This is a genomic window from Blautia sp. An249 (assembly GCF_002159835.1).
GTDB lineage: Bacteria > Bacillota > Clostridia > Lachnospirales > Lachnospiraceae > Blautia_A > Blautia_A avistercoris.
In genome coordinates, this window is the sequence record NZ_NFJL01000032.1 from 1 (window position 1) to 20,240 (window position 20,240).

Consider the following 20,240-nt stretch of genomic DNA (forward strand, 5'->3'; position numbering starts at 1 on the left):
ATGAGAGACTAATTTTCCCCCGGTAAATGCTGGGGGATTTTCATATTTTGTCAAGGCACGGATGATTACCTACTTACAATCATCTGATTAGATGATAGAGCGATGCCCTCTTTTTAGTACGAGTTATTTACCATATACAATTAAAGAAGCAGTTTAACACTATAATTTGTTGGTTAGGCTGCTTCTTCATTATTATTAAAAATATTGTTTTGTGGTTAGGAAACTGATAATAACGCAATATTACTTTCTTTATTTCTTTCGCTCCAACGTATTACTTTCGCTTCATAATTTAAAAAAGCATCTTCCACGCCTTTTGCTATATTGTTTTGGTCATTTAAAATAACAATTAATTGACTTTCATTTTTTCTAGCCGGTTTTGTGTCATTCCAAGCAAAAAGAATGTTTCCCATTGTCGATTTATTAGGGTTATTTACTGCTTGACATAATCTTTCTGGCTTTGTTTTGCTACGTTGAATAAGAAAATCATAATTATGTGAAAAACCCGATAAGCCCATAAATTGTACATTATCAGTATAATAGATTTCTTTTTCCAGAAAAAATTCTTGTATATCATCTAAAAAGAAAGAAGATACCCTTGATTTTGAAACAACAAACATATCATCTATACGAAGCATTGCTTGAATAAACATATGTTTTTTGTGTGCAAAGTTATTTAATGGAGCTTTTGCAATCAACTCGTCTCCTTTTAATTGAACACCATATTGATATAAGATTCTTTGTAACTGAAGTTTTCGATTTTGGGTTAATTGGAAACCACTCATTTTTAAATTATGCATAGTTATACTGTCATCAGTAAAGAAAATATCATTACCTTCTTGCTTTACATAAATCTGTAAATAATCATTTGCATTATCTAAATAAGGGGTAGTAATCTCATAATACTCTCCGATTTTTTCAAATGTAATTTCATTTTTTAACCATGATGTATAATCATCAATGAGTTTTTGAATATCCAAGATTACACCTCCCTCGTTACAATAATTCTAACTGAAAATTAATCTTTGGCTTTTCAATTACATTAAATTTGTCTAAAAATGCAACCGTGTTTTCAACAAAGTGTTCGCTATTAAAATCTTCTGTTGGAAAAGCCCAAAGACGACCATATTCTTCAATATATATATGCCAATGGCTACCTGTGATTTTTTCTCCGTCTGGATTAGTATGTATAGTTGATGGATTTATATGCAATTCCAATAACAAAATACCATTCTTAATAATACGAGCACCTATATTATATTTTAAACGATTAATTTTCCCCCTAAAGATATTAATCGCAAAAACATCTTGTTTTTTATCACCTACAACGTTAAATTCTACAGATTCTCCTTTAGAGGGAAAGTTGATTTCGGAAACTAATGTATGTTTTAGCATATCTAAAAGTTCGTTTGCTTCTTTTTGACTTATTTTTATAGATGCCAATTATACTTCCCTCCTTCCAAAATAATTCTTTTAAATTATACTATAAGAAGTTACTAATGTCACGCAGTTATATCCGTTTGGCGGTGTAAATTAACTGTGTTAATTTCATAACTTCTTTGTTTCTATTATTTATGCATGTGTCTATACAAACTTACTTGCAACCCTAAGTTCAGCTGTTAATTCTGGAATTTCTCGTGCAGACTTTTTATATAATGATACCATATTTTCTTTTGATCTAATTTCAACAACATCTTCTTTCCATGGAAAAACTTTTCCGTGAACCAATCCCAGGCTTTTCATATAACCATTATATTCATCTGTACTCAAGTCAGATGCAAATCCTACGGACAATGATGGAATTAGTTGATTTTCTTCAATAAAACTTTCAATATCATCAATTGCAACCTCTATTTCTGGTAAAACACCGTTCCATTTTCTTTTTAATTCTACAGTCTTTCCTCCTCTTATTAAATAATTGTTGTGTTCCTTCCAATCAACATTTAAAATAAGCTCAATCCATTTTTCTTTCTTTCCGTAACTGTTTTTCTTATATGCCCAAAAAGTAATTGAATCAATTTTGTGCAGAGATATTGCATCTAAAAATTTTTTATACTCATTCGAAGAATAGCCCATTATTCGTTTAAAAGCAATTTTAAATTGATTTTGTATACATACATTTCTTGCAAATGTTTCAGTTATCGTCTGCGTAATTGCCATATTTCTCCCTCTTTTCGAAGCGTTTTTTACCTATATGATTCATCTCTGAAAGTTTAATTTGTATCAATTTTTCTTTAGCTATTTCTTTTAATTTTACCAGAGAAGAATTAACGTCTTGATCTGATATTCTTATTTTACTCACAATATCACTACCAAAATAAGTTCTTTTTGATTTTAAATACAGATTCCAAATAGTATCATCATATTGATGAGATTCTAAGTCCGAGTAAAATGCTATTGGTATCCGGTTCATATGATTTTTAATACGTAAATTTTCAACATATTCCACTAACTCCTTACATTCATTTTCGTCTAAATAATCAAAAAGGAAATATACCATTTTTACTTTTTCTTCCAAGTTGGGCTCCCAATAATAAAAATTCATTCGTCCCTCCCTTCTTAATGGACTATATATTTTCGACAAATCATTCCCTGTCATAAAAATTGGTATCCGGAGAAATTCCTCGCTTTCTTCTATATGCCTATCAGCTAAACGCATAAGTTCTCCTATTACTGTTTGAGTATTTATCGTATATTGATACATTTCTCCCCAATTTCCAAATGCAACATCCGCATCATCAATTACTATTGCTGACATATTGCCGTCCGAAGACTTGACATGTCCACATGCTTCCCGATATGTATTGCGTATTAATTCTGCAGGCTCCCCGGCTTCTTTGTTTTCAAATTGTCCAGCAGAAAGCGGAAATACTTTAATTCCTAATCTTTTTAATACAAGTTTACACTGGTAAGTTTTACCCTCACCTGGGGGTCCATCTATCCCTAATATTAATGGTGCGTCCTGAATATTTGCACTTATTATACGCATAGCATGTAATACAATCTCTTTTTCAAATCTCTCAGGTATAATATTATTCCATTTTGACATTTAATCATCTCCCCTTAATTTTTTCAATTTGTTTTCTCCTATACTGATAATTTCTTTTATGGATTTTTTGTTTTCAAATACCGGGGAATTATCTATAAGAAAGCTTTTTTCAGCTTCAAATAATTCATCTGCTTCATTATTTACTATTTGCTGAATAAAATGTTTTGTAACAACATTTCCATCTCCATTTATCTGGATCCCACCTAAATTACAATTGATTGTCACCTGAATGTCACCAAAAAAATTCATATTTTCTATTCTTATCGTATCCGTTTGGCGCGATAAAGATTTTATTGAATTTTCAAACAACTGCCTACTTTGATAAACAAATGCTTCTACGTTATCAATTTTAGTTTCTAAGTATTGCAGATCGTTTCTTAATTCTCTCTCAAACTGTGTTGTCGATAATTGTCTCTTTGTTTCTGCCTTTTCATTAATTCTATTATTATAATAGTCGGAAATAAAACCACAGACTTTATCACACATAAGCATTATAATTTCTTTAGAAACTTTTATCTTTTCAAACATACTGTTTACCTCCGCTTTTGTATTTTCTTAATTATATCATACTCAAAGCGTAAAAAATAGTATTTGTTATTTCATCAAAACGTAGTGCGACAGAGAAAAAGGAATTTAGCCACCTAGAGTTTGTGTAGTAGGTGAAGATATTGAAACAGGAAGATATATTTTATATGCTGAAACGGGAGAAAATCGAGATCCAATGATAGCGTTTTATGAAAACTATACCGAAAAGAAGAAATAAATCATGAGTACATACAAGTCAATCAGGCGAAACCAGATAGACACAGCTTTGTGGATTGCGATGGAGTATGAATCACTACTGTTTTTGGAAGAACAAATTCGGGACTTCAATGCACAGCTCACAATGAGTATATAAAATAAAAGGCGATGAATTGATGCAATCTAATGGAAAATCAAATGCGTATGTGCAAAACAAAAGATGGAATAAATATAATTAGTTTAAAAAAGTTCTGATTTTTGAACTAAAATTCTCTATCTTCTAAAAAACAATACATCATTGCATTAAATTATCCATAAAAAGCGGAGATTAATTTCTCCGCTTTTTCTTATGAGATTTATTTTTGATACGGTATATATAGGGTATAGATACGGTATGCATACCGTATCAAACAGACTATTACTGTTACTATTACTATTACTGTATCTGTTACTGATACTGTAAAGTAAAGTTGTCCGATATGTCCGTTTTAAAAATATTATAATAATTAAAGAATAACATTGAAAAGCACTCAGAAAAATGGGTGCTTTTTTGTATGCAAAAATACGGGGGTAGAAAAATGACGATGATAAAAGTAGATGGCGTAGAGCTGCCAACCCCTTCCTCATTTACCTGGGGTTTGCAGGATATATCGGCTGCGGAGTCCGGGAGAACTGATGACACAACCATGCATAAAAACCGGGTTGGTCAGAAAAGAAAGCTGAATCTTGGATGGAATGCGCCGGACTGGGATACTGCCTGCGATATTGTGCAAGCAGTGAATCCCGAATATATAGAAGTCGAGTATCCTGATTTGCTTGACCGGAATAAACACGCAAAAAGAACTTTTTATGTCGGAGATCGTGAAGCCCCTTTTAAGTGTTGGTTTATTGGAAATCAGAGAATGGAAGGGCTGAACTTCGATTTTATTGAAAGGTAGGTGGTAATAAATGCTTTCGGTATCTGGTGCGTTTAAAAACGAACTGGTGAAAGACAACAGGAATTTTCTGGAATATGTAGATATTACGTTATCCGATGGGAAAATTCTAAATCTTACAAATAAAGATTTATGGAACTATGGTCTTTCGATTTCAGACGCGGTTTCTTCTGAAAGCTCTTTTGATATAGGGAGCGTAATTGTTAATAAATGCACAGTTGTAATCAGCAATATTTATGACGAGTTTTCTGAGTATGATTTTACAGATGCAAATGTGGTTGTTTACGTGGGACTAAAACTTCCAGATGGAACAATAGAAAAGATAAGAAAAGGGACTTTTATTGTTGATGAGGCTTCTTATAACGGATCCATTATAACCCTTTCTTGTTTTGACTACCTTACAAAATTTGATAAGGATTATTCTTTAAGTAAACTTAGTTACCCGGCATCCCTATTGGAAATTTACTTAGACGCATGTGAGGTTTGCGGAGTTTCCTATATAACAGCCAATTTTGACAATAGTAATTATATGGTCGAGGAAAGACCGAGTGACGAGTCTCTTACCTTCCGTCAAGTTCTGCAATGGGTTTGCCAAATAGCCTGTAAGTGGGCAAGAATGGATGTATATGGGAGACTAAAACTTGACTTCTACAATACTTCTATTTTTGAGAAGAATAAGGCTTTATCTGGTGGATATTTCGATGAAAGCACTCCCTATTCCTCTGGTGACAGTGCAGATGGAGGAACTTTTAATCCCTGGACGGAAGGGGATAGTTATTCAGCCGGTACGTTTGAAGAAATGAAAAACTATCACCACATTTTTTCGTTCCAAAATTATTCGGCATCAACAGATGATGTAGTTATAACGGGGATAAAGGTGAAAGAATTTTCCAGGGATTCTAAGACGATTGGAACGTATCAGTCTGGAAATGACGGATATGTTCTGGAGATTAACAATAATAAGTTTATTCCGGTAGGAAAAGGAAATACGGTAGCGTCCTATCTGGGAGAAAAACTTATTGGTTTAAGATTCCGCCCTATAAATGTGACCTGTTTATCTGATCCGTCTATTGAGGCCGGTGATTGTGCTTATGTGACGGACAGAAAGAGCGTTTCTTATCAAACTTTTGTAACGAACACAACGTTCCAGGTTGGGAATTGGCAAAAGGTTCTTTGTGGAGCAAAATCACCTGCCAGAAACAGTGCCGCTCGGTATAGCCAAATAACACAGGCATATGTGGACAACCGAAATGAAGTTGATACACAACTTTCTAACTATGACAAGGTCGTAGAACAGGTTACAGGAATAATTGCGAACTCTATGGGAATGTTCCAGACGATAGAACAAACGGAGAATGGCGGGAGAATTGTTTATCAACATGATAAGCCAGCATTAGAAGATTCAATGAAAATATGGAAAAAAACAGAAAATGGGTTTTTAGTTTCTACCGATGGAGGAAAGACATGGAATGCAGGCATTGACGCAAATGGAAACGCTTTTCTGAATGTACTTGCCGTTGTCGGTTTAAGCTTTGACTGGGCAAAAGGTGGAACATTAACGCTTGGGGGTGAAAATAATACATCTGGGTTATTGAAAATACTTAATTCTTCCGGAGGGACTGTAGTAAAAGGATCTGACAAAGGAATTGATATATATGGAGGAACCATTGGTGGTTGGGCAGTCACTCAAAATTTATTATATAACGTTTCCGGAGATGGTAAAAAAAGAGTCCTTTTAGCAGATTATGACTTCAATAATAATGGAGCCATCTATGTCCAGAATAAAAATCAAATAATTGGATCAAATGGAGAAGAGACAGAAGAATGGGAAACTTTAACTCGGTTTGACTACGATGGAGAGAGTTGGTTTTTATCCAACCAGACAGAAGACACAAGTTTTTATTCCCCTCCATTGTTAGAGGAAAATGATAGTAATCTTCCGCCATTAGAGGAAGTAGATCCTGGTGATATTCTGGTACCTGATCCTCCGCCAGGACAATTGGAACCTGAGAGCCTATCAGAGAAATTGGAAATTCGTTCGTCACAAGTGGAAAATGAAGAGACTTCAAATGATATAGAAACATATGCGACTTCTAGCGAACCAGAAAAAGGGCAGAATTTCCTCATGATAAAAAATGCAAATATGGTAGGAGGGTTTGTGCCGAAAAGCACAGGGAAAATAAGGACAGAATATTACCTTTCTAAAAATCCAACGGCGCCTGATAAGGCAGACACGGCTCTAAAAGCAGAGATAGAGAATGGGATTGGACTTGAGCTGGGTACTACGAAGACGGCAAAAAAACGGGGAATCCGACTTGTCTGCAATAAACTGATGATGAACGATGAAAGCGGTGCAAATGGAACGATGAACTTCAAGGCACCTTACGGAATCAGTAAATACGGAAGGGTTACTAGCTATCAGCAGGCATCCGTTCGGTACCGAAATGGGATAATCACCAAAGTAGACTGGGATGGGCAATCAATTCCTTCGGCGTACACAGGGGATATTGAATTCATTGCTCCAACAAGTTTGACGTGGGATGGAAGAATCAGAGGGTTTACAAACCTTACTTTACATTTTGATTCGGGTATTTTGTATAGCGTAGAACGTGTGAGGGATTCAAATATCAACTTTGGTTACACAGATTCAACTCAATACGTACGAATTGTCCAGATGGATCCAAGTGAAGATGGAACGGCCCTCGAATGGTGGAACGGTAGATATATGGAATTTAGAGACGGAATTTTAGTAGATGCAGTTCTTTAAGATTATGGAAAAAGATAACCTGCTCCTCAATTTTGTGGAGCAGGTAGGAGGTGAATAAATGGCGATTCAATCCAGAAATGGAGATTACGGGCACTTCGATCCTAGAAAGTTGCTTCCGGCAGAATTGGCAGTAGTATTAAAGGATGATCCAAGCGCAAAAGATGGAAAAAGCGTTTACATATGTTTTAAAGCGGGCGATGTAAAAAGGATGGCAACCTATGAGGATATGGTAAGCAACATGGATCAGTCTTTAGAAGAAATAAAAAGCGTTTTTTCAAAAGATATGGTGGATCTAATGGGAGATATACAGGAAAAGCTTGACAATGGAGATTTTGATGGAGCTGCAGCCACTATAAAAATTGGTACTGTTACTACAGGAGAACCAGGAACGCAGGCAAAAGTTACGAATGTAGGTACTTCGCGTGATGCTGTTTTAAATTTCGTTTTTCCAAGAGGAGCCACAGGGGAGATAGAAAACCTGGATACGGCAACCGTCAATTTTACCCAGGCATCTACCCGGAGCAATATCCTCGCCACAGATACAATGAAAACCATCTTAGGAAAGATAAAGAAATTTTTTGCTGATTTGAAAACAGTAGCATTTTCCGGAAGTTACAATGACTTGACGAATAAGCCAACTTTGTTTTCCGGAAATTATAATGATTTGACGAACAAGCCAACAATCCCATCTATTTTAAATAACTTAACCAGTACTTCTACATCTTCCGGACTGTCGGCGGCGATGGGGAAACAGTTGGCGGACAACCAGGGCAATTTAAGTGATTTGGATACGGATGGAAAGGACAATCTGGTTGAGGCAATCAATGAGGAACACGCCAGGATTCAAAGTGGAAAGACAGGAGTTATCAATGCGTCAGGAAAAGAGAACATCCCCGATCAGTCGTATGCAATCGTTCAGATTACCTTCCCGAAAGCGTTCCCGTCGATCCCTAACGTGGTGGCAGGGATTGTATGTCCAGCAGAATCCAAAAATGCGAATTATGGAGGGCTTACAGCAACGGTTGAAGAGGGTTCTGTAACAAAAACTGGCTTTAATTTGCGAGTGTTTAATGATTCCGGAAGCGGATGTCAGCCACGTGCTTCCTGGATAGCGAGTATATAAAGGAGGATAAAAGAAAATGGAAAACAAGATTATATTCAAAGACGGGACAGAACAGGAAATCCTGTCCGGAGTAACAGAGTACAGTTTCAGCCTGTACGTAAGTGACATGGAGGAATTTGTAACCGTAAACCAGAAAGTAACAGAAGAAAATTTATCAGAATACACCATTGTAAGCGGAAGACACCAGGCAATCCGCAAAGACCGAAAGGTAATAAGAGTATCCATAACAGAGCAGCCAGAGACGGAGGAAACTCCCGAAGGGCTGCTTGTTGTTTATAATCTGGAAGACTTAACCCCGGCGGAAAAGGAAGTGAAAGCCATCCGGAAACGCCAGTCCATGTACGAAAGTGCGGTACTGGTGGCGCAGATGCAGGCACAGTCTCTGACCGATGTACAGGCTTTGGCGGTGAAGAACCTGTACCCGGATTGGAAGACGGTAATTGGTCAGACGGTGGAGAAAGGCTATAAGTTTACCCATGAAGGAACCCTGTATAAGACCTTACAGGACAATCTTTTCATCCAGGAACAGCATGTTCCGGGGCAGAGCACGGAAAGCCTGTATGCGGTGATTGACGAAACCCACGCCGGGACGAAGGAGGATCCGATCCCGTATAACGGCAACATGGAGCTGTTTGAAGGAACATACTACACCCAGGGCGGAAAAGCATACCTTTGTAACCGGGATACCGGGCAGCCGGTTTATCAGGCCCTTGCAGACCTGATTGGGCTTTATGTGGAGGAAATAGAGTAGGAGGTGCAAAATGGAGCCGGTAATCACCTTCGATGTCACCAATCAGATTATTAAAAGAACGGATAATTTTAAAGTTGTATCAGATTCCAGAAACTATTTAAAAGCGAGATTTACTTTCAATACGCCGGAATGGATTGAACCAAAGACCGCCCTGTTTGAACGGGGCGGGAAATGTTGGGCACAGCTTCTGGAAAAGGATGCCTGTCTGGTTCCCTGGGAGTTTTTGGGAGCAAATGGGATGGGGCACGGATATGTATCAGTTTATTGTGGAAATTTGGTGACGAGTAATCAGGAAATTATTCACATCATTCATTCTGGTTATCGGGAGGGAGAAACCCCCAAACCACCGGAGGAAAATATCTATCAGGAGATTCTGAGAAAGATTGATGCAAAAGCGGATGACTTAAAACTGGATGGAACATTTTTGACCCTTCTGTCAGATGGAAAAGAAATCGGGAACAGAATCCGCCTCCCATCCGGCGGGGAGGGTGGAGGACGGGAAATCGAACTGAAAAACAACGGGACAGCCATCCAGTGGCGGTACACAGACAGCAACGAATGGCAGGAGTTAATCCTGCTGGAAGAATTAAAAGGAAAAGACGGCCAGACCCCGGACTTCGAGATCCGGACAAATGGTCATTTGATAGCCATTTATAAAGAATAAGGAGGAAACCATATGGCAAGAGAAGTTGATTTAGGGAGCGTCATCGGACCAAAAGGGGATCCATTTACCTACGAGGATTTTACGGAGGAACAGCTTGCAGCCTTAAAAGGCCCGAAAGGCGATACTGGAGAGAAAGGAGAAAAAGGGGATCCGGGAGCCACATCCGCGGATGGGGTATCTTACGAGGAAGGAACGGTAAAAGATGCCTTAGACGCCTTGAAAGAGCAGATGGAAGAAGTCCTGTATGAAGCCATCCAGATCGCATCCTTTACCAACAACGTCAACACCGTAGAGATGGGCAGCACTGTCAACGCTATAGTCCTGACCTGGAAAACCAACAAAACGCCGACAACCCTGACCCTGGACGGGGAAGGAATCGACAAGTCCCTGACAACCAAAACCATCGAAGGAGCCAACTTAAAAAGTAATAAGACCTATACCTTAAAAGCTACCGATGAGCGGGAGGAAACAGCTACCAAAACAAGCGCCATCACCTTTTTAAATGGCGTATACTGGGGCGTTGGAGAGAGCAAAGACTCTTTCGACAGCGCCTTTTTGCTTGGACTGACCAAAGGCCTGCAGTCGGGTAAGGCAAAAACCTTTACGGTCAACGCAGGGGCCGCCCAGCATATTTATTACGCCCTTCCCTCCCGGTACGGAACGCCGTCCTTTAAGGTCGGGGGATTCGAGGGAGGCTTTGCAAAAGCAGCCACCATCGCTTTCACTAACGCCTCCGGCTACCAGGAAAACTATGACATCTGGAAATCGGACAACCCGGGACTGGGAAACACCACGGTGGTGGCGGCATAAAGGAAGGAGGAAACAGACATGGCAGTTGAATTAATCAGTAAAATCAAACCCAAAAACAACGGAGCGTTTAAACTGGTAGACGTGGAAGACATTGAATATAACGGAAAAGGTCTCGATGAGGCCATTGCCTCCGGGGAATTCAAAGGTGAAAAAGGAGATACTGGGGCACAGGGACCGGCCGGCCCCGCAGGACAGGACGGCGCCCAGGGGCCGAAAGGAGAGCAGGGGGAAGTCGGACCCACTGGACCCCAGGGAGAGAAGGGGGAGAAAGGCGACCCCGGAGAAAAAGGGGATACCGGGCCCCAGGGGGAGCAGGGCATCCAGGGGGAACAGGGACCCAAAGGAGAGAAGGGGGATCCCTTTGCCATTGCAAAAACCTTTAAGTCTGTCGCGGAAATGAATGCGGGATTTGCTACGGACGGCGTGAAAGAAGGACAGTTTGTCCTGATTGACACCGGAAGCGTAGAGGATGAGGATAACGCAAAACTCTACGTAAAGGGCAGTACATCATATACCTACATTACAGACCTTTCCGGGGCCACTGGTATGACCGGGCCCCAGGGTCCTCAGGGAAAACAGGGAATCCAGGGGGAAAAAGGAGACACCGGCCTGCAGGGGCCGAAAGGGGATACCGGGGAAAAAGGAGAAAAAGGAGATACTGGGGCGCAGGGACCGGCCGGCCAGACGCCGGATCTTGAAATCCGGGAAGATGGACACTTATATGCCATCTATGAGGAGTGAGCCGTATGGCAAAAAGAGAGATAGACTTAGGGAGCGTCATCGGACCCCAGGGGCCGCCCGGGGAAGTCCCGGATTTGGCGCAGGAGAAAATCAGCTTTACAAAAGCTTCTGAGCGGATAAACATTGACCCAAATGAAACAACGGCTGAAAATCTGGGGAGAATCATGAAATACCTGGCGGATTTACAGACCGTGGCCTTTTCCGGATTGTACCAGGATTTAGGATATAAGCCTGTCATCATTGCCAACCTGCTAAGCAGCAGCGACAGCTCGATTTTATCCGCAAGCATGGGGAAGAAGCTTGCGGATATGGTAGGGACGCTTTCCGAACTGGACACTGAGGTATCGGTAGATTTGGTAAAAGCCATTAACAGCCTGGTGGAGCGTCTGGATACCCTGGAAGCCAGCAGACAGTCGGGAATATCGGAAACTATCACCGTAAGCGCCAGTGCAATCACTACCAAGCGGATTGATTTCCCGAAAGCGTTTGCCAGTATCCCCAATGTAGTGGCCTGCTTTTATTCCGGTTCTACAGAGGTAAACTTCTCAAAAGTAAATTTATCCGTAATCGATATTGATACCACTGGATTTACAGCCAAAATCTTTAACGGGCATACGGCACGTTTCATGCCGAATATCGAATGGATAGCTCAAATATAACGATAATTATCTAAGTATTAGAGGGAATGTGTATGGAAAGAAAAGGAATCGACGTGTCCAGTTGGCAGGGAAAGCCTGACTGGGAAAAAGTAAAAGCATCTGGAATCTCCTTTGCTATTTTGCGAATCACTGAAAAAAATGGAGTAGATACCAGTTTTGAACATAACTATAAAGGTTGCAAGGTAAACGGGATCCCCGTGGGCGTTTATAAATACAGCTACGCCTTGACGGTAGCGGAAATCCAGAAAGAAGCCCAAAGTGTGGTAGATACCCTGGCCGGAAGAGGACTGGACTTCCAGGTATTCTTGGATTTAGAACACGAAAGCCAGAGAAAGCTGTCCGAAAGTACCTTAAACACAATGATAAAGACCTTTTGGTCAGTAGTGACGGCCGCCGGATACCGGTTCGGCATTTACTGTAATGTAGATTGGTATAACAATGTTATCCCGGCAGAAGCAAAAAGCAAATATGAGTTCTGGTTGGCTGCTTATCCGGCAAATGACAACGGAGCCATCCAGGAGCGTCTCCGTCCTTCAGTAGGTGTAGGGTGGCAGTATTCCAGTAAAGGAACAGTATCCGGAATTTCCGGAAACGTGGATTTGGATGTATTTTATAAAGATTATACAGGAGGAAACGAAATGAACAAGACCGAAGTAATAAACAAAGTCCTCTCGATCGCAAAAGCCGAAGTGGGCTATCTGGAAAAGGCAAGCAACAGCAGTCTGGACAGTAAGACGGCCAACGCGGGCAGCAACAACTATACCAAGTATTGGAGGGATATTTATCCTTCCTATCAGGCACAGCCCTGGTGTGCGGTTTTTGTCACCTGGGTATTTCAGCAGGCTTTTGGGAAAGAGACGGCGAAAAAGATGCTGAAGCATTACCCCTATGTCTATGTACCAACGCTCATGAATCTGTTTACCCGGTATGCAAACCCGGAAGTGGGGGATATTGTCTGCTTTTACCGGAATGGGGAATTTACTCATACGGGAATTGTGACCAAAGTTTCTGGCGACCGGTTCTGGACAATCGAAGGCAATACGTCCGGTGCTTCCGGTGTGGTAGCCAATGGTGGTGGGGTTTGTGAGAAATCTTACTATAACAGCCAGCTTCCGGGGACAAAGTTTGCAAGGCCTGATTGGAGCCTGGCAGCTACAGAAGAGTTAAAAATCGACGCTAATCACTGGTTAGAAAAAGGGGACAGCGGAACCCTTGTAAAAGAAGTCCAGGAAGACTTGATTTATTTAGGCTTTTCCTGCGGAAGCTCAGGTGCAGACGGCGTATTCGGCGCAGATACGGAAAAGGCAGTGAAAGCAGCCCAGAAGGCCTATGGTTTAACCCAGGACGGCCAGTACGGATTAAAGACCAAAAATGCTGTAGACAAAGCGGTGGAGGAAAAGAGAAGAGAAGAGGAGGCAAATAAGTTGCAGACAGCAATATTGGATAAGGTAACATTACCTTATATCAAAAAAGGCAGCAAAGGGGTCGGCGTTAGCATGTTACAGACCATGCTTGGTACAAAAGTGACCGGAACCTTTAATGACGATGATGTAAAGGCTTTTAAAGCGTTCCAGAAGAATACCAAACAGAGTCAGGACGGAATCTGCGGGGAAAACGGTTGGAAAGCCGTGGCCGCGCACATCTTGGCCAATACAAAATAATACAATTCAAAAAAATCCCCTGGAGATTGCTGTCTCCGGGGGTCTGTGTTACCAACTTTTTTGTTCATATCTTTTTAAAATTCATAATCATTTCATTGTATCCGGCCAATCGCGCAAGTTGACTTTTGGTATACCCCGGATTTTCGAGTATTAAGGAATCGGGAATCAGAAGTTCTGCGGCGAAGGTATTCGCTTCCTGCTCTATTCGTTCTGTTGACAGAAAAGTCTTATTTCTGATGAAATAGCAGTTTTCTGTTCGGTGCAAAATGGCGTGTCCTAACTCATGAGCCATAACAAAAAGCATATCATGTTCTGAAAGTTCAGAATTCAGGAATATACATCTGTGTTTTTTTAGATAAAGATAACATCCACTATAATTTCCCAAAGAACCTATAATGTATTCGATTTTTAATCTATCAGCAATCTCAAAAGGATTTCTGGTATCAAATTTTTTAACAAAATACGCAACGGTAGACTTAATACTTTTTTTCACTATGTAAAGCACCTACTTTTTGTTTTTGTTTGGGTTGTATAGTTCCTTATTAATCTTCTTTAAGCGTACCAACATTGCTTCGAGTTGTGCAGCAAATAATTCCCTGTCATCTTCCGGAATATCTTGTCCTCCAAAACTGGCAGGCCCTTCTTCTTGATTATTCAGTTTTTCCATAATGGATTCAAGGTCTTTTTCTATATCTCTTTTATCTTTTGAGGTTAGCTGTGGTTCAGACGGCACCTCTTCTTTTCCGGTCATTAAATAATCTACAGTAACACCAAAATAATCAGCAATTTTCTGAAGCGTTTTTATTGTTGGCGTACTTCTTCCTGATTTCCAGTTACTTAAAGCCGTTTGTGTAACACCAGCTTCTTTTGCGACTTTATATGAAGTAACACCATATTTTTGTAGAAGTTGTTCAAATATTTCGTACATGCATTGTGCTCCTTTCACAAAGATGGTATACTTTCGCAAAAATTAGTAATAAACACTTGACTACTAATGGTCATAGTAGTATTATTTAGTTACGCAAACGAAAGTAAGCGTAAAAAATACTCCATGTTGCGAAATGCTTATTTATAAAATGTGGTAGTTTTATATTTGAAAGTATATCACAATACGAAAGTATTTTCAATACGCTTTATAGTGAAAGGTGGTGAAATTTTGTACGAAAAAATTTCGGAACTTTTAGAGAAAAATAACGAAACAAGTTATCAAGTATCGAAAAAAACAGGGATTAGCCAAACGGCTTTTTCAAATTGGAAAGCCGGGCGTTCAGAACCTAATGTTGATAATTTAAAAAAACTCGCTGATTACTTTGGGGTAAAAATGGAATATTTTCTGGAGGATTAATAATGAAACGAAAAATAATGAAAGTTGGAAATGACTATCAAATTATGAATGATGATGAAAGCGGGACAATAACCGTAAGAGATGCAGAATCGTTTTTGGCACTTGCATTGTTCGAAGATATTTGTGAGTATCGCAAGGGCAACAAAGAATTGAAAGACCAGATTGCTCTGGAAACAATGGCTCTTAATGCCCTTGCAGCATCTCAAAGATAATTACATAGGACTGTTTATGATTTGCGTTGGCTTAGCTGTAGTGTTATTAGTCAAACATGCGAGGATTTCTTTGAAATATCTATTGTATTCTTTGCAAAGTTCCTCATTTGACAGCCTAGAACCATACAGTTTTGCAACGGCCAAATCGTGAGCAATTTGTTCTTTGCTAATCAATGTTATATCTCCTTTCGCAATTACTTGGCATGGCAGTGCCTGTAAGGAGATTATATCAAAGGAGCAGAATAATGAAAGATAAAAAATCAAGTTGGCATGAGTTAGTGGAGGGCGTTATTGAACTAATTATATTCATGGGTGGATTCGTGACGGGGCTACTAATATTTCTAAAGCATTTTGTTTATTAGAAATGTCCCATATGCCACGATAAGACCGCTTAGAATTCCGCCAATAAAAAGAATGAGGTTCTTAATGGTAAGGATAAGCAGTTTCCCTATCCAGAACGCTATACGTTTCCATAAAGATTTGTATGCTGCAATGCCCCATGGATACAGATGTATGGTTTCGCTATCGGTTTGAATGATGTATTCCTTTTCAGTAAGCCTTGCAAGCATACATGAAAAATCAAGGCTAGTAAGTTGGTTTCCTTTCATAACCTTGGAAACAGAAACATCATTATCAGAATCTTTAGATTCAATTAAAACCTTCAAGAAATCATTTTCGTTTTTAATCATGGCAAATACCTCCAATAAGAAGATTATACCAGAAAGGGGTGAGAATTTGAACGAAATTACACAGAAGTACATAGACAGCCGGGAAATTGCAGAGATGATGGAAGTTCCACATGCGGACATTTTGAAGAAACTAGATGGGAGAAAAGATCGCAAGGGATATATACAAATTCTTAGCGAAGGACAAATGTCCGTGGCTGATTATTTTAAAAAATCTTCCTATATAGATGCGCAGGGGAAGGAGCGACCGTGTTATAACGTTACGCGTCTTGGCTGTGATTTTCTGGCAAACAAATTCACTGGCGAGAAAGGAATTTTGTTTACAGGAAGATATGTAAAAAGATTTCATGAGATGGAAGATGTGATTCAGAACCATATGCCACAAGGCAAGGAACTTCTGGCGCTAGCGGTTCTGGAAGCACAGAAAACCATCGAGGAGCTGACTGGAGAACGGCAGCGGCTGATCGAAGAAGTCAATGTTAAGAATCAGGTCATTGGAGAGTTGAAACCGAAAGCGGATTACACTGATAAGATTCTGAAGAATCCTGGGCTTGTGACAATCACTCAGATAGCAAAAGATTATGGAATGTCCGGGCAGGAAATGAATCGGATTCTCCATGAGTTAGGGATTCAGTTTAAACAGAGCGGTCAATGGCTTTTGTATCGCGAGTTTCACGGAAAAGGTTACACACATTCTGAAACCGTAGACATTACCAGAGCGGACGGAAGACCTGATATAAAGATGAACACAAAATGGACAACTAAAGGAAGGCTGTTTCTTTATGACAAGTTAAAAGAAGCAGGAATTGTTCCGGTTATTGAGAGGAAGAACGTAGGAAGGTGATTACGTGAAAAGAGGTGAAGTATACTGGGCTGATTTAAGTGGATATGAAGGCCACGAACAAGGAAAGAAACGTCCTGTTCTGATTATCCAGAACGATATAGGAAATAAAAACAGTTGTATGACAATAATTGCGCCGATTACAACGCAAAGCAGAGATTTTGTCACTCATGTCTATTGCCGAAAGCAATCATTGGATTATCGTTCTCAGGTTCTGTTGGAACAAATACGGGCGATAGACAAAAGAAGAATCGAAAGTTACGTTTGCACACTCAATCCTGATGTCATGGCCGAAGTGGACGAGAAAATCAAGATCAGCCTTGCATTAAATAAGGAAGAGAGGGTGGCGGGAATGACCGGATTAGTAAAAATTGGAAGGAAAACAATTTCGGCGAAAGAATACAAAGGAAAACGCATTGTCACATTCAAAGACATCGATGCAGTTCATGAAAGACCGGATGGAACAGCGAGGAAGAGATTTTCCTATAATAAGGATCACTTTATAGAAGGGGTGGATTTCTTCAAAATAACGCCGTCCGAATTTCGGACAGTGATAGGAGATATGGATTTAAGGCAACAAAATGATGTAACACTGGTAACAGAATCAGGTTATCTCATGTTGGTTAAGTCTTTTACAGATGATTTGGCATGGATGGTTCAAAGGCAGCTTGTGGATTCATATTTCAGAGCAAACAGAAGGATGACACCAGAAGAAATGATGCGAGTGCAGCTCGGCATGATTGACTGTCATGAGGAACGCATTTCCAAACTGGAAAACACCATGAATATTGATTATGGACAGCAACGGGTTCTGGAAAAGGAAGTGGCGGCGGTTGTAATTGAATCGCTTGGCGGGAAAGAAAGTAACGCTTATCACGAAATCGCTAAAAAGGTATTTTCTGAATGCAATAGAGATGTGAAAGATTACTTCCATGTCAATTCCCGGAATAACATTCCAAGGCTGAGATTCGATGATGCTGTGGATTACATACGGAACTGGATACCGTGTAGTAATACACGAATGCGGATTAAGGAATGTAACGCACAAATGAGTATATCGTAAGGGGGAAAAAGATGAATAGTAAGCGAGCGTTCGAGATTGAACTGAAACTTTTCAGAGAATGCGAAGAATACATAAAGAACAACTCGTCGCCAAAAGACGAAATTATGGAGGCGTGTGTAATAGCTTATTGTGCGGTGCAAGAGTACAGAAAGCTTTTACAGGAAAAAGATAAGGAGGAAAGCAAAAATGCCAAAGACAATCGCACAGATGGCGATTCTGAATTGGGTTGAAAATCATTTTGGGATTGCAAATCTAGACATTAAGTTTACAGATGCACGGGAGGCATTCGTAACAGACTGCAATGGAGACACCATGACGCTGAAATACGATAGCAATACAAGAGAGGTATACGCTCTGTAACAAAAAAGTCCCAGAGGGAATAAGGGGTTCCAACTGGGACGCGACTAAAGCAAACGAGACTCACCATAGTCAGGAATATTATAAATTATCTTCCTGAATTTGGCAAGAGTAAAAGTTTAGGAGGATATTTTCCTAAAATGAAATTTTAAATTCCACTCCTTTAATGAGGTGTAGAGTTTACTCCTGCACAGTTGATATTTACTCTTTCATATAGCTGTGCTATCTTTATCTCTCCTTCTGACAGCAGTAGAAGGAGGAATAACACGAATGAGTAAATATATTCCAGGTAATCAGAAACACCTTACCCTTGAAGACCGTATTTACATCGAAAATGAATTGAATAAGGGTACTTCCTTTAAGGACATTGCCAGATTCCTGTGCAAGGACCCGACTACCATCTCAAAAGAGGTAAGGGCTCACCGACTTTCCGACTGGTATCACAAAGGCACTTTTTATAATGCCAAAAACTTCTGCGTCCACCGCTATCATTGCAGGAAGACCAATGCCTGTGGGAAAATCGTTCTGTGCGGCATTAAATGCACATCCTGCCCTGCCTGTAACCAAACATGCAAAGACTTTGTAAAAGAGCGCTGCTTAAGGCTTGACCGGGCGCCTTATGTCTGCAATGGCTGTGATAAAAAAATCACTCACTGTACGATCGCCCACAAGTACAACTATAATGCCCGATTTGCCGACAGAAAATATCGCGAAAAGCTCCGGGATTCCAGAGCCGGGATCAACATGACCAAACGGGAGCTGCATCAAAAAGATAAGATCATTTCCCCGTTAATCGAACAAGGACAGTCGCCTTATCATATCCTGACGAATCATCCAGAATTAGCTATGTCTGTCCGCACCATGTATTCTTATCTTGATCAGGGACTTTTTACCGCAAGGAATATCGATCTGAAGCGGAAAGCTCGTTTTAAGCCACGGAAATGTCACAAAACACAGATCACGGACAGAGCTGTCTTTACCGGCAGACTTTACAGCGATTTTTGCGCCCTGAATCTTTCAGCGCATGTTGAAATGGATACCGTCCATTCTTCGAGAGAGTCAAAGAAAACCCTGTTGACCCTGTTTTTTACAAGAGAAAAGCTGCTTCTTGCATTCCTGATGAACCGCTGCACCAAAGGCGCTGTCCGTCTTATTTTTGATCGTCTGGAAAGGCGTATGGGCACCTACGAGTTCGCCTCTGCGTTTGAATACATTCTGACTGACCGCGGCTCTGAATTCGGTGATCCGGATGCTCTGGAAACCGGAGTGACCGGAATACAGCGTTCCAGCATTTATTATTGTGATCCTATGCAGAGCGGGCAGAAGGGCGGGCTGGAACAGGCGCATACGATGCTGCGGATGATCCTCCCAAAAGGAACCAGTTTTGAATTCCTTACGCAATGGGACGTAAACCTGATCGTGAACCATATCAATTCCACTCCCAGAGAGTGTCTAGGTGGAAGGACACCGTATAGTATGGCCTTGGAAACGCTTGGAAAAGAAGCCTTAAACGCATTTCAGCTTAGACCGATTGCCCCGGATGAGGTAAATCTGACGCCTAAGCTGATCCGCTTTAATCACTAATCAACTGATCGAAATCTGCTGTCAGACTGGAAGTAAACGTTTCACATTTTTTAGCTGTGGCCGGTGGAATTCAGTCTTGCACACTGTTTTTCAGCGGTCCGTTTCCCATACCCAGAAATCAAGTATTTTTCGATGAGTTTAGCTAATTATAGCAGAAAACAGGAGATTTCGCTTAAAAATTTCCTGTAAAATCTGCAAAAAATAAAGTATGGTGGAATTTACCTCTGCACTGGAATTTAAAATTTCAATTTAGC

Annotated in this window: 24 protein-coding genes; 15 read left to right on the forward strand and 9 right to left on the reverse strand. The window is 40.2% G+C overall.

What is annotated here, in order from left to right; genetic code table 11:
• Positions 1–215: 215 nt before the first annotated feature.
• The 5 genes from B5F53_RS18475 to B5F53_RS18495 form a co-directional block, all read right to left on the reverse strand.
• Positions 216–977, reverse strand: a complete 762-nt coding sequence (locus B5F53_RS18475; protein WP_087226811.1) for a DUF1829 domain-containing protein — start codon at positions 975–977, stop codon at positions 216–218.
• A gap of 16 nt (positions 978–993) precedes the next feature.
• Positions 994–1,440 carry a DUF6978 family protein gene (locus B5F53_RS18480; RefSeq protein WP_087226813.1) on the reverse strand — a complete coding sequence of 149 codons (447 nt, stop codon included), beginning with the start codon at positions 1,438–1,440 and terminating at the stop codon, positions 994–996.
• Positions 1,441–1,581: 141 nt separating this feature from the next.
• The gene (locus B5F53_RS18485) at positions 1,582–2,157 is read right to left on the reverse strand and encodes a hypothetical protein (RefSeq protein WP_087226815.1); all 576 of its coding nucleotides are present in this window, start codon (positions 2,155–2,157) and stop codon (positions 1,582–1,584) included.
• Positions 2,132–3,046 carry an AAA family ATPase gene (locus B5F53_RS18490; RefSeq protein WP_087226817.1) on the reverse strand — a complete coding sequence of 305 codons (915 nt, stop codon included), beginning with the start codon at positions 3,044–3,046 and terminating at the stop codon, positions 2,132–2,134. The genes B5F53_RS18485 and B5F53_RS18490 overlap by 26 nt, the downstream gene beginning before the upstream one ends.
• Positions 3,047–3,574 carry a hypothetical protein gene (locus B5F53_RS18495; RefSeq protein ID WP_087226819.1) on the reverse strand — a complete coding sequence of 176 codons (528 nt, stop codon included), beginning with the start codon at positions 3,572–3,574 and terminating at the stop codon, positions 3,047–3,049.
• Positions 3,575–4,365: 791 nt separating this feature from the next.
• On the opposite strand from B5F53_RS18495, the gene B5F53_RS18500 reads away from it, so the two are divergent.
• The 9 genes from B5F53_RS18500 to B5F53_RS18540 are packed head-to-tail and all read left to right on the forward strand — an operon-like array spanning position 4,366 to position 13,898.
• Positions 4,366–4,725: a hypothetical protein gene (locus B5F53_RS18500; protein WP_204246963.1), complete on the forward strand. Its 360-nt coding sequence runs from the start codon at positions 4,366–4,368 to the stop codon at positions 4,723–4,725.
• 10 nt (positions 4,726–4,735) lie between these two features.
• Positions 4,736–7,489 (forward strand): hypothetical protein, encoded by a 2,754-nt coding sequence (locus B5F53_RS18505; protein ID WP_087226822.1) that lies wholly within the window; start codon positions 4,736–4,738, stop codon positions 7,487–7,489.
• Between the two features lie 58 nt (positions 7,490–7,547).
• Positions 7,548–8,612, forward strand: coding sequence for a hypothetical protein (locus B5F53_RS20455; RefSeq protein ID WP_087226825.1), 1,065 nt, complete (start codon positions 7,548–7,550; stop codon positions 8,610–8,612).
• A 16-nt stretch (positions 8,613–8,628) separates the two neighbouring features.
• The gene (locus tag B5F53_RS20175; protein WP_204246964.1) at positions 8,629–9,363 is read left to right on the forward strand and encodes a hypothetical protein; all 735 of its coding nucleotides are present in this window, start codon (positions 8,629–8,631) and stop codon (positions 9,361–9,363) included.
• 10 nt (positions 9,364–9,373) lie between these two features.
• Positions 9,374–10,027, forward strand: a complete 654-nt coding sequence (locus B5F53_RS18520) for a hypothetical protein (protein WP_087226827.1) — start codon at positions 9,374–9,376, stop codon at positions 10,025–10,027.
• A 12-nt stretch (positions 10,028–10,039) separates the two neighbouring features.
• Positions 10,040–10,837, forward strand: a complete 798-nt coding sequence (locus B5F53_RS18525) for a hypothetical protein (RefSeq protein WP_087226829.1) — start codon at positions 10,040–10,042, stop codon at positions 10,835–10,837.
• An 18-nt stretch (positions 10,838–10,855) separates the two neighbouring features.
• Complete coding sequence (locus B5F53_RS18530) at positions 10,856–11,578, forward strand: collagen-like protein (RefSeq protein WP_087226831.1); 723 nt, start codon at positions 10,856–10,858, stop codon at positions 11,576–11,578.
• A gap of 5 nt (positions 11,579–11,583) precedes the next feature.
• On the forward strand, positions 11,584–12,237 hold the full coding sequence (locus tag B5F53_RS18535) for an H-type lectin domain-containing protein (RefSeq protein WP_087226833.1): 654 nt from the start codon (positions 11,584–11,586) through the stop codon (positions 12,235–12,237).
• A gap of 32 nt (positions 12,238–12,269) precedes the next feature.
• Complete coding sequence (locus B5F53_RS18540; protein WP_087226835.1) at positions 12,270–13,898, forward strand: GH25 family lysozyme; 1,629 nt, start codon at positions 12,270–12,272, stop codon at positions 13,896–13,898.
• Between the two features lie 64 nt (positions 13,899–13,962).
• Here the strand turns inward: B5F53_RS18540 and B5F53_RS18545 are convergent, their stop codons facing one another.
• Together B5F53_RS18545 and B5F53_RS18550 are read right to left on the reverse strand one after the other, a co-directional pair.
• Positions 13,963–14,391, reverse strand: a complete 429-nt coding sequence (locus tag B5F53_RS18545) for an ImmA/IrrE family metallo-endopeptidase (RefSeq protein WP_242970368.1) — start codon at positions 14,389–14,391, stop codon at positions 13,963–13,965.
• 12 nt (positions 14,392–14,403) lie between these two features.
• Positions 14,404–14,826, reverse strand: coding sequence for a helix-turn-helix domain-containing protein (locus B5F53_RS18550; RefSeq protein WP_087226837.1), 423 nt, complete (start codon positions 14,824–14,826; stop codon positions 14,404–14,406).
• A 228-nt stretch (positions 14,827–15,054) separates the two neighbouring features.
• On the opposite strand from B5F53_RS18550, the gene B5F53_RS18555 reads away from it, so the two are divergent.
• Positions 15,055–15,243: a helix-turn-helix domain-containing protein gene (locus B5F53_RS18555; protein ID WP_087226839.1), complete on the forward strand. Its 189-nt coding sequence runs from the start codon at positions 15,055–15,057 to the stop codon at positions 15,241–15,243.
• A gap of 2 nt (positions 15,244–15,245) precedes the next feature.
• Positions 15,246–15,455 carry a hypothetical protein gene (locus B5F53_RS18560; protein ID WP_087226842.1) on the forward strand — a complete coding sequence of 70 codons (210 nt, stop codon included), beginning with the start codon at positions 15,246–15,248 and terminating at the stop codon, positions 15,453–15,455.
• Here the strand turns inward: B5F53_RS18560 and B5F53_RS20015 are convergent, their stop codons facing one another.
• Positions 15,456–15,629: a hypothetical protein gene (locus B5F53_RS20015; RefSeq protein ID WP_162610648.1), complete on the reverse strand. Its 174-nt coding sequence runs from the start codon at positions 15,627–15,629 to the stop codon at positions 15,456–15,458. It abuts the gene before it with no gap.
• A 167-nt stretch (positions 15,630–15,796) separates the two neighbouring features.
• The gene (locus B5F53_RS18565; RefSeq protein WP_087226844.1) at positions 15,797–16,144 is read right to left on the reverse strand and encodes a hypothetical protein; all 348 of its coding nucleotides are present in this window, start codon (positions 16,142–16,144) and stop codon (positions 15,797–15,799) included.
• 46 nt (positions 16,145–16,190) lie between these two features.
• On the opposite strand from B5F53_RS18565, the gene B5F53_RS18570 reads away from it, so the two are divergent.
• The 4 genes from B5F53_RS18570 to B5F53_RS18590 all read left to right on the forward strand — a co-directional run bounded on the left by B5F53_RS18570 (position 16,191) and on the right by B5F53_RS18590 (position 19,986).
• Entirely contained in the window at positions 16,191–16,985 is a 795-nt protein-coding gene (locus B5F53_RS18570; RefSeq protein ID WP_242970369.1) for a phage regulatory protein/antirepressor Ant, read from the forward strand.
• A 4-nt stretch (positions 16,986–16,989) separates the two neighbouring features.
• Positions 16,990–18,045 carry a type II toxin-antitoxin system PemK/MazF family toxin gene (locus B5F53_RS20020; protein ID WP_162610649.1) on the forward strand — a complete coding sequence of 352 codons (1,056 nt, stop codon included), beginning with the start codon at positions 16,990–16,992 and terminating at the stop codon, positions 18,043–18,045.
• A 186-nt stretch (positions 18,046–18,231) separates the two neighbouring features.
• Positions 18,232–18,405: a hypothetical protein gene (locus B5F53_RS20025; RefSeq protein ID WP_162610650.1), complete on the forward strand. Its 174-nt coding sequence runs from the start codon at positions 18,232–18,234 to the stop codon at positions 18,403–18,405.
• A 267-nt stretch (positions 18,406–18,672) separates the two neighbouring features.
• Positions 18,673–19,986 carry an IS30 family transposase gene (locus tag B5F53_RS18590; protein ID WP_087226850.1) on the forward strand — a complete coding sequence of 438 codons (1,314 nt, stop codon included), beginning with the start codon at positions 18,673–18,675 and terminating at the stop codon, positions 19,984–19,986.
• Positions 19,987–20,240 lie beyond the last annotated feature (254 nt).

Coding starts and splice junctions, on each gene's coding strand:
- B5F53_RS18485 (WP_087226815.1), bottom strand. CDS start 2,157: ATGGCAATTACGCAGACGATAACTGAAACATTTGCAAGAAATGTATGT.
- B5F53_RS18490 (WP_087226817.1), bottom strand. CDS start 3,046: ATGTCAAAATGGAATAATATTATACCTGAGAGATTTGAAAAAGAGATT.
- B5F53_RS18495 (WP_087226819.1), bottom strand. CDS start 3,574: ATGTTTGAAAAGATAAAAGTTTCTAAAGAAATTATAATGCTTATGTGT.
- B5F53_RS18500 (WP_204246963.1), top strand. CDS start 4,366: ATGACGATGATAAAAGTAGATGGCGTAGAGCTGCCAACCCCTTCCTCA.
- B5F53_RS18505 (WP_087226822.1), top strand. CDS start 4,736: ATGCTTTCGGTATCTGGTGCGTTTAAAAACGAACTGGTGAAAGACAAC.
- B5F53_RS20455 (WP_087226825.1), top strand. CDS start 7,548: ATGGCGATTCAATCCAGAAATGGAGATTACGGGCACTTCGATCCTAGA.
- B5F53_RS20175 (WP_204246964.1), top strand. CDS start 8,629: ATGGAAAACAAGATTATATTCAAAGACGGGACAGAACAGGAAATCCTG.
- B5F53_RS18520 (WP_087226827.1), top strand. CDS start 9,374: ATGGAGCCGGTAATCACCTTCGATGTCACCAATCAGATTATTAAAAGA.
- B5F53_RS18525 (WP_087226829.1), top strand. CDS start 10,040: ATGGCAAGAGAAGTTGATTTAGGGAGCGTCATCGGACCAAAAGGGGAT.
- B5F53_RS18530 (WP_087226831.1), top strand. CDS start 10,856: ATGGCAGTTGAATTAATCAGTAAAATCAAACCCAAAAACAACGGAGCG.
- B5F53_RS18535 (WP_087226833.1), top strand. CDS start 11,584: ATGGCAAAAAGAGAGATAGACTTAGGGAGCGTCATCGGACCCCAGGGG.
- B5F53_RS18540 (WP_087226835.1), top strand. CDS start 12,270: ATGGAAAGAAAAGGAATCGACGTGTCCAGTTGGCAGGGAAAGCCTGAC.
- B5F53_RS18550 (WP_087226837.1), bottom strand. CDS start 14,826: ATGTACGAAATATTTGAACAACTTCTACAAAAATATGGTGTTACTTCA.
- B5F53_RS18560 (WP_087226842.1), top strand. CDS start 15,246: ATGAAACGAAAAATAATGAAAGTTGGAAATGACTATCAAATTATGAAT.
- B5F53_RS18565 (WP_087226844.1), bottom strand. CDS start 16,144: ATGATTAAAAACGAAAATGATTTCTTGAAGGTTTTAATTGAATCTAAA.
- B5F53_RS20025 (WP_162610650.1), top strand. CDS start 18,232: ATGCCAAAGACAATCGCACAGATGGCGATTCTGAATTGGGTTGAAAAT.
- B5F53_RS18590 (WP_087226850.1), top strand. CDS start 18,673: ATGAGTAAATATATTCCAGGTAATCAGAAACACCTTACCCTTGAAGAC.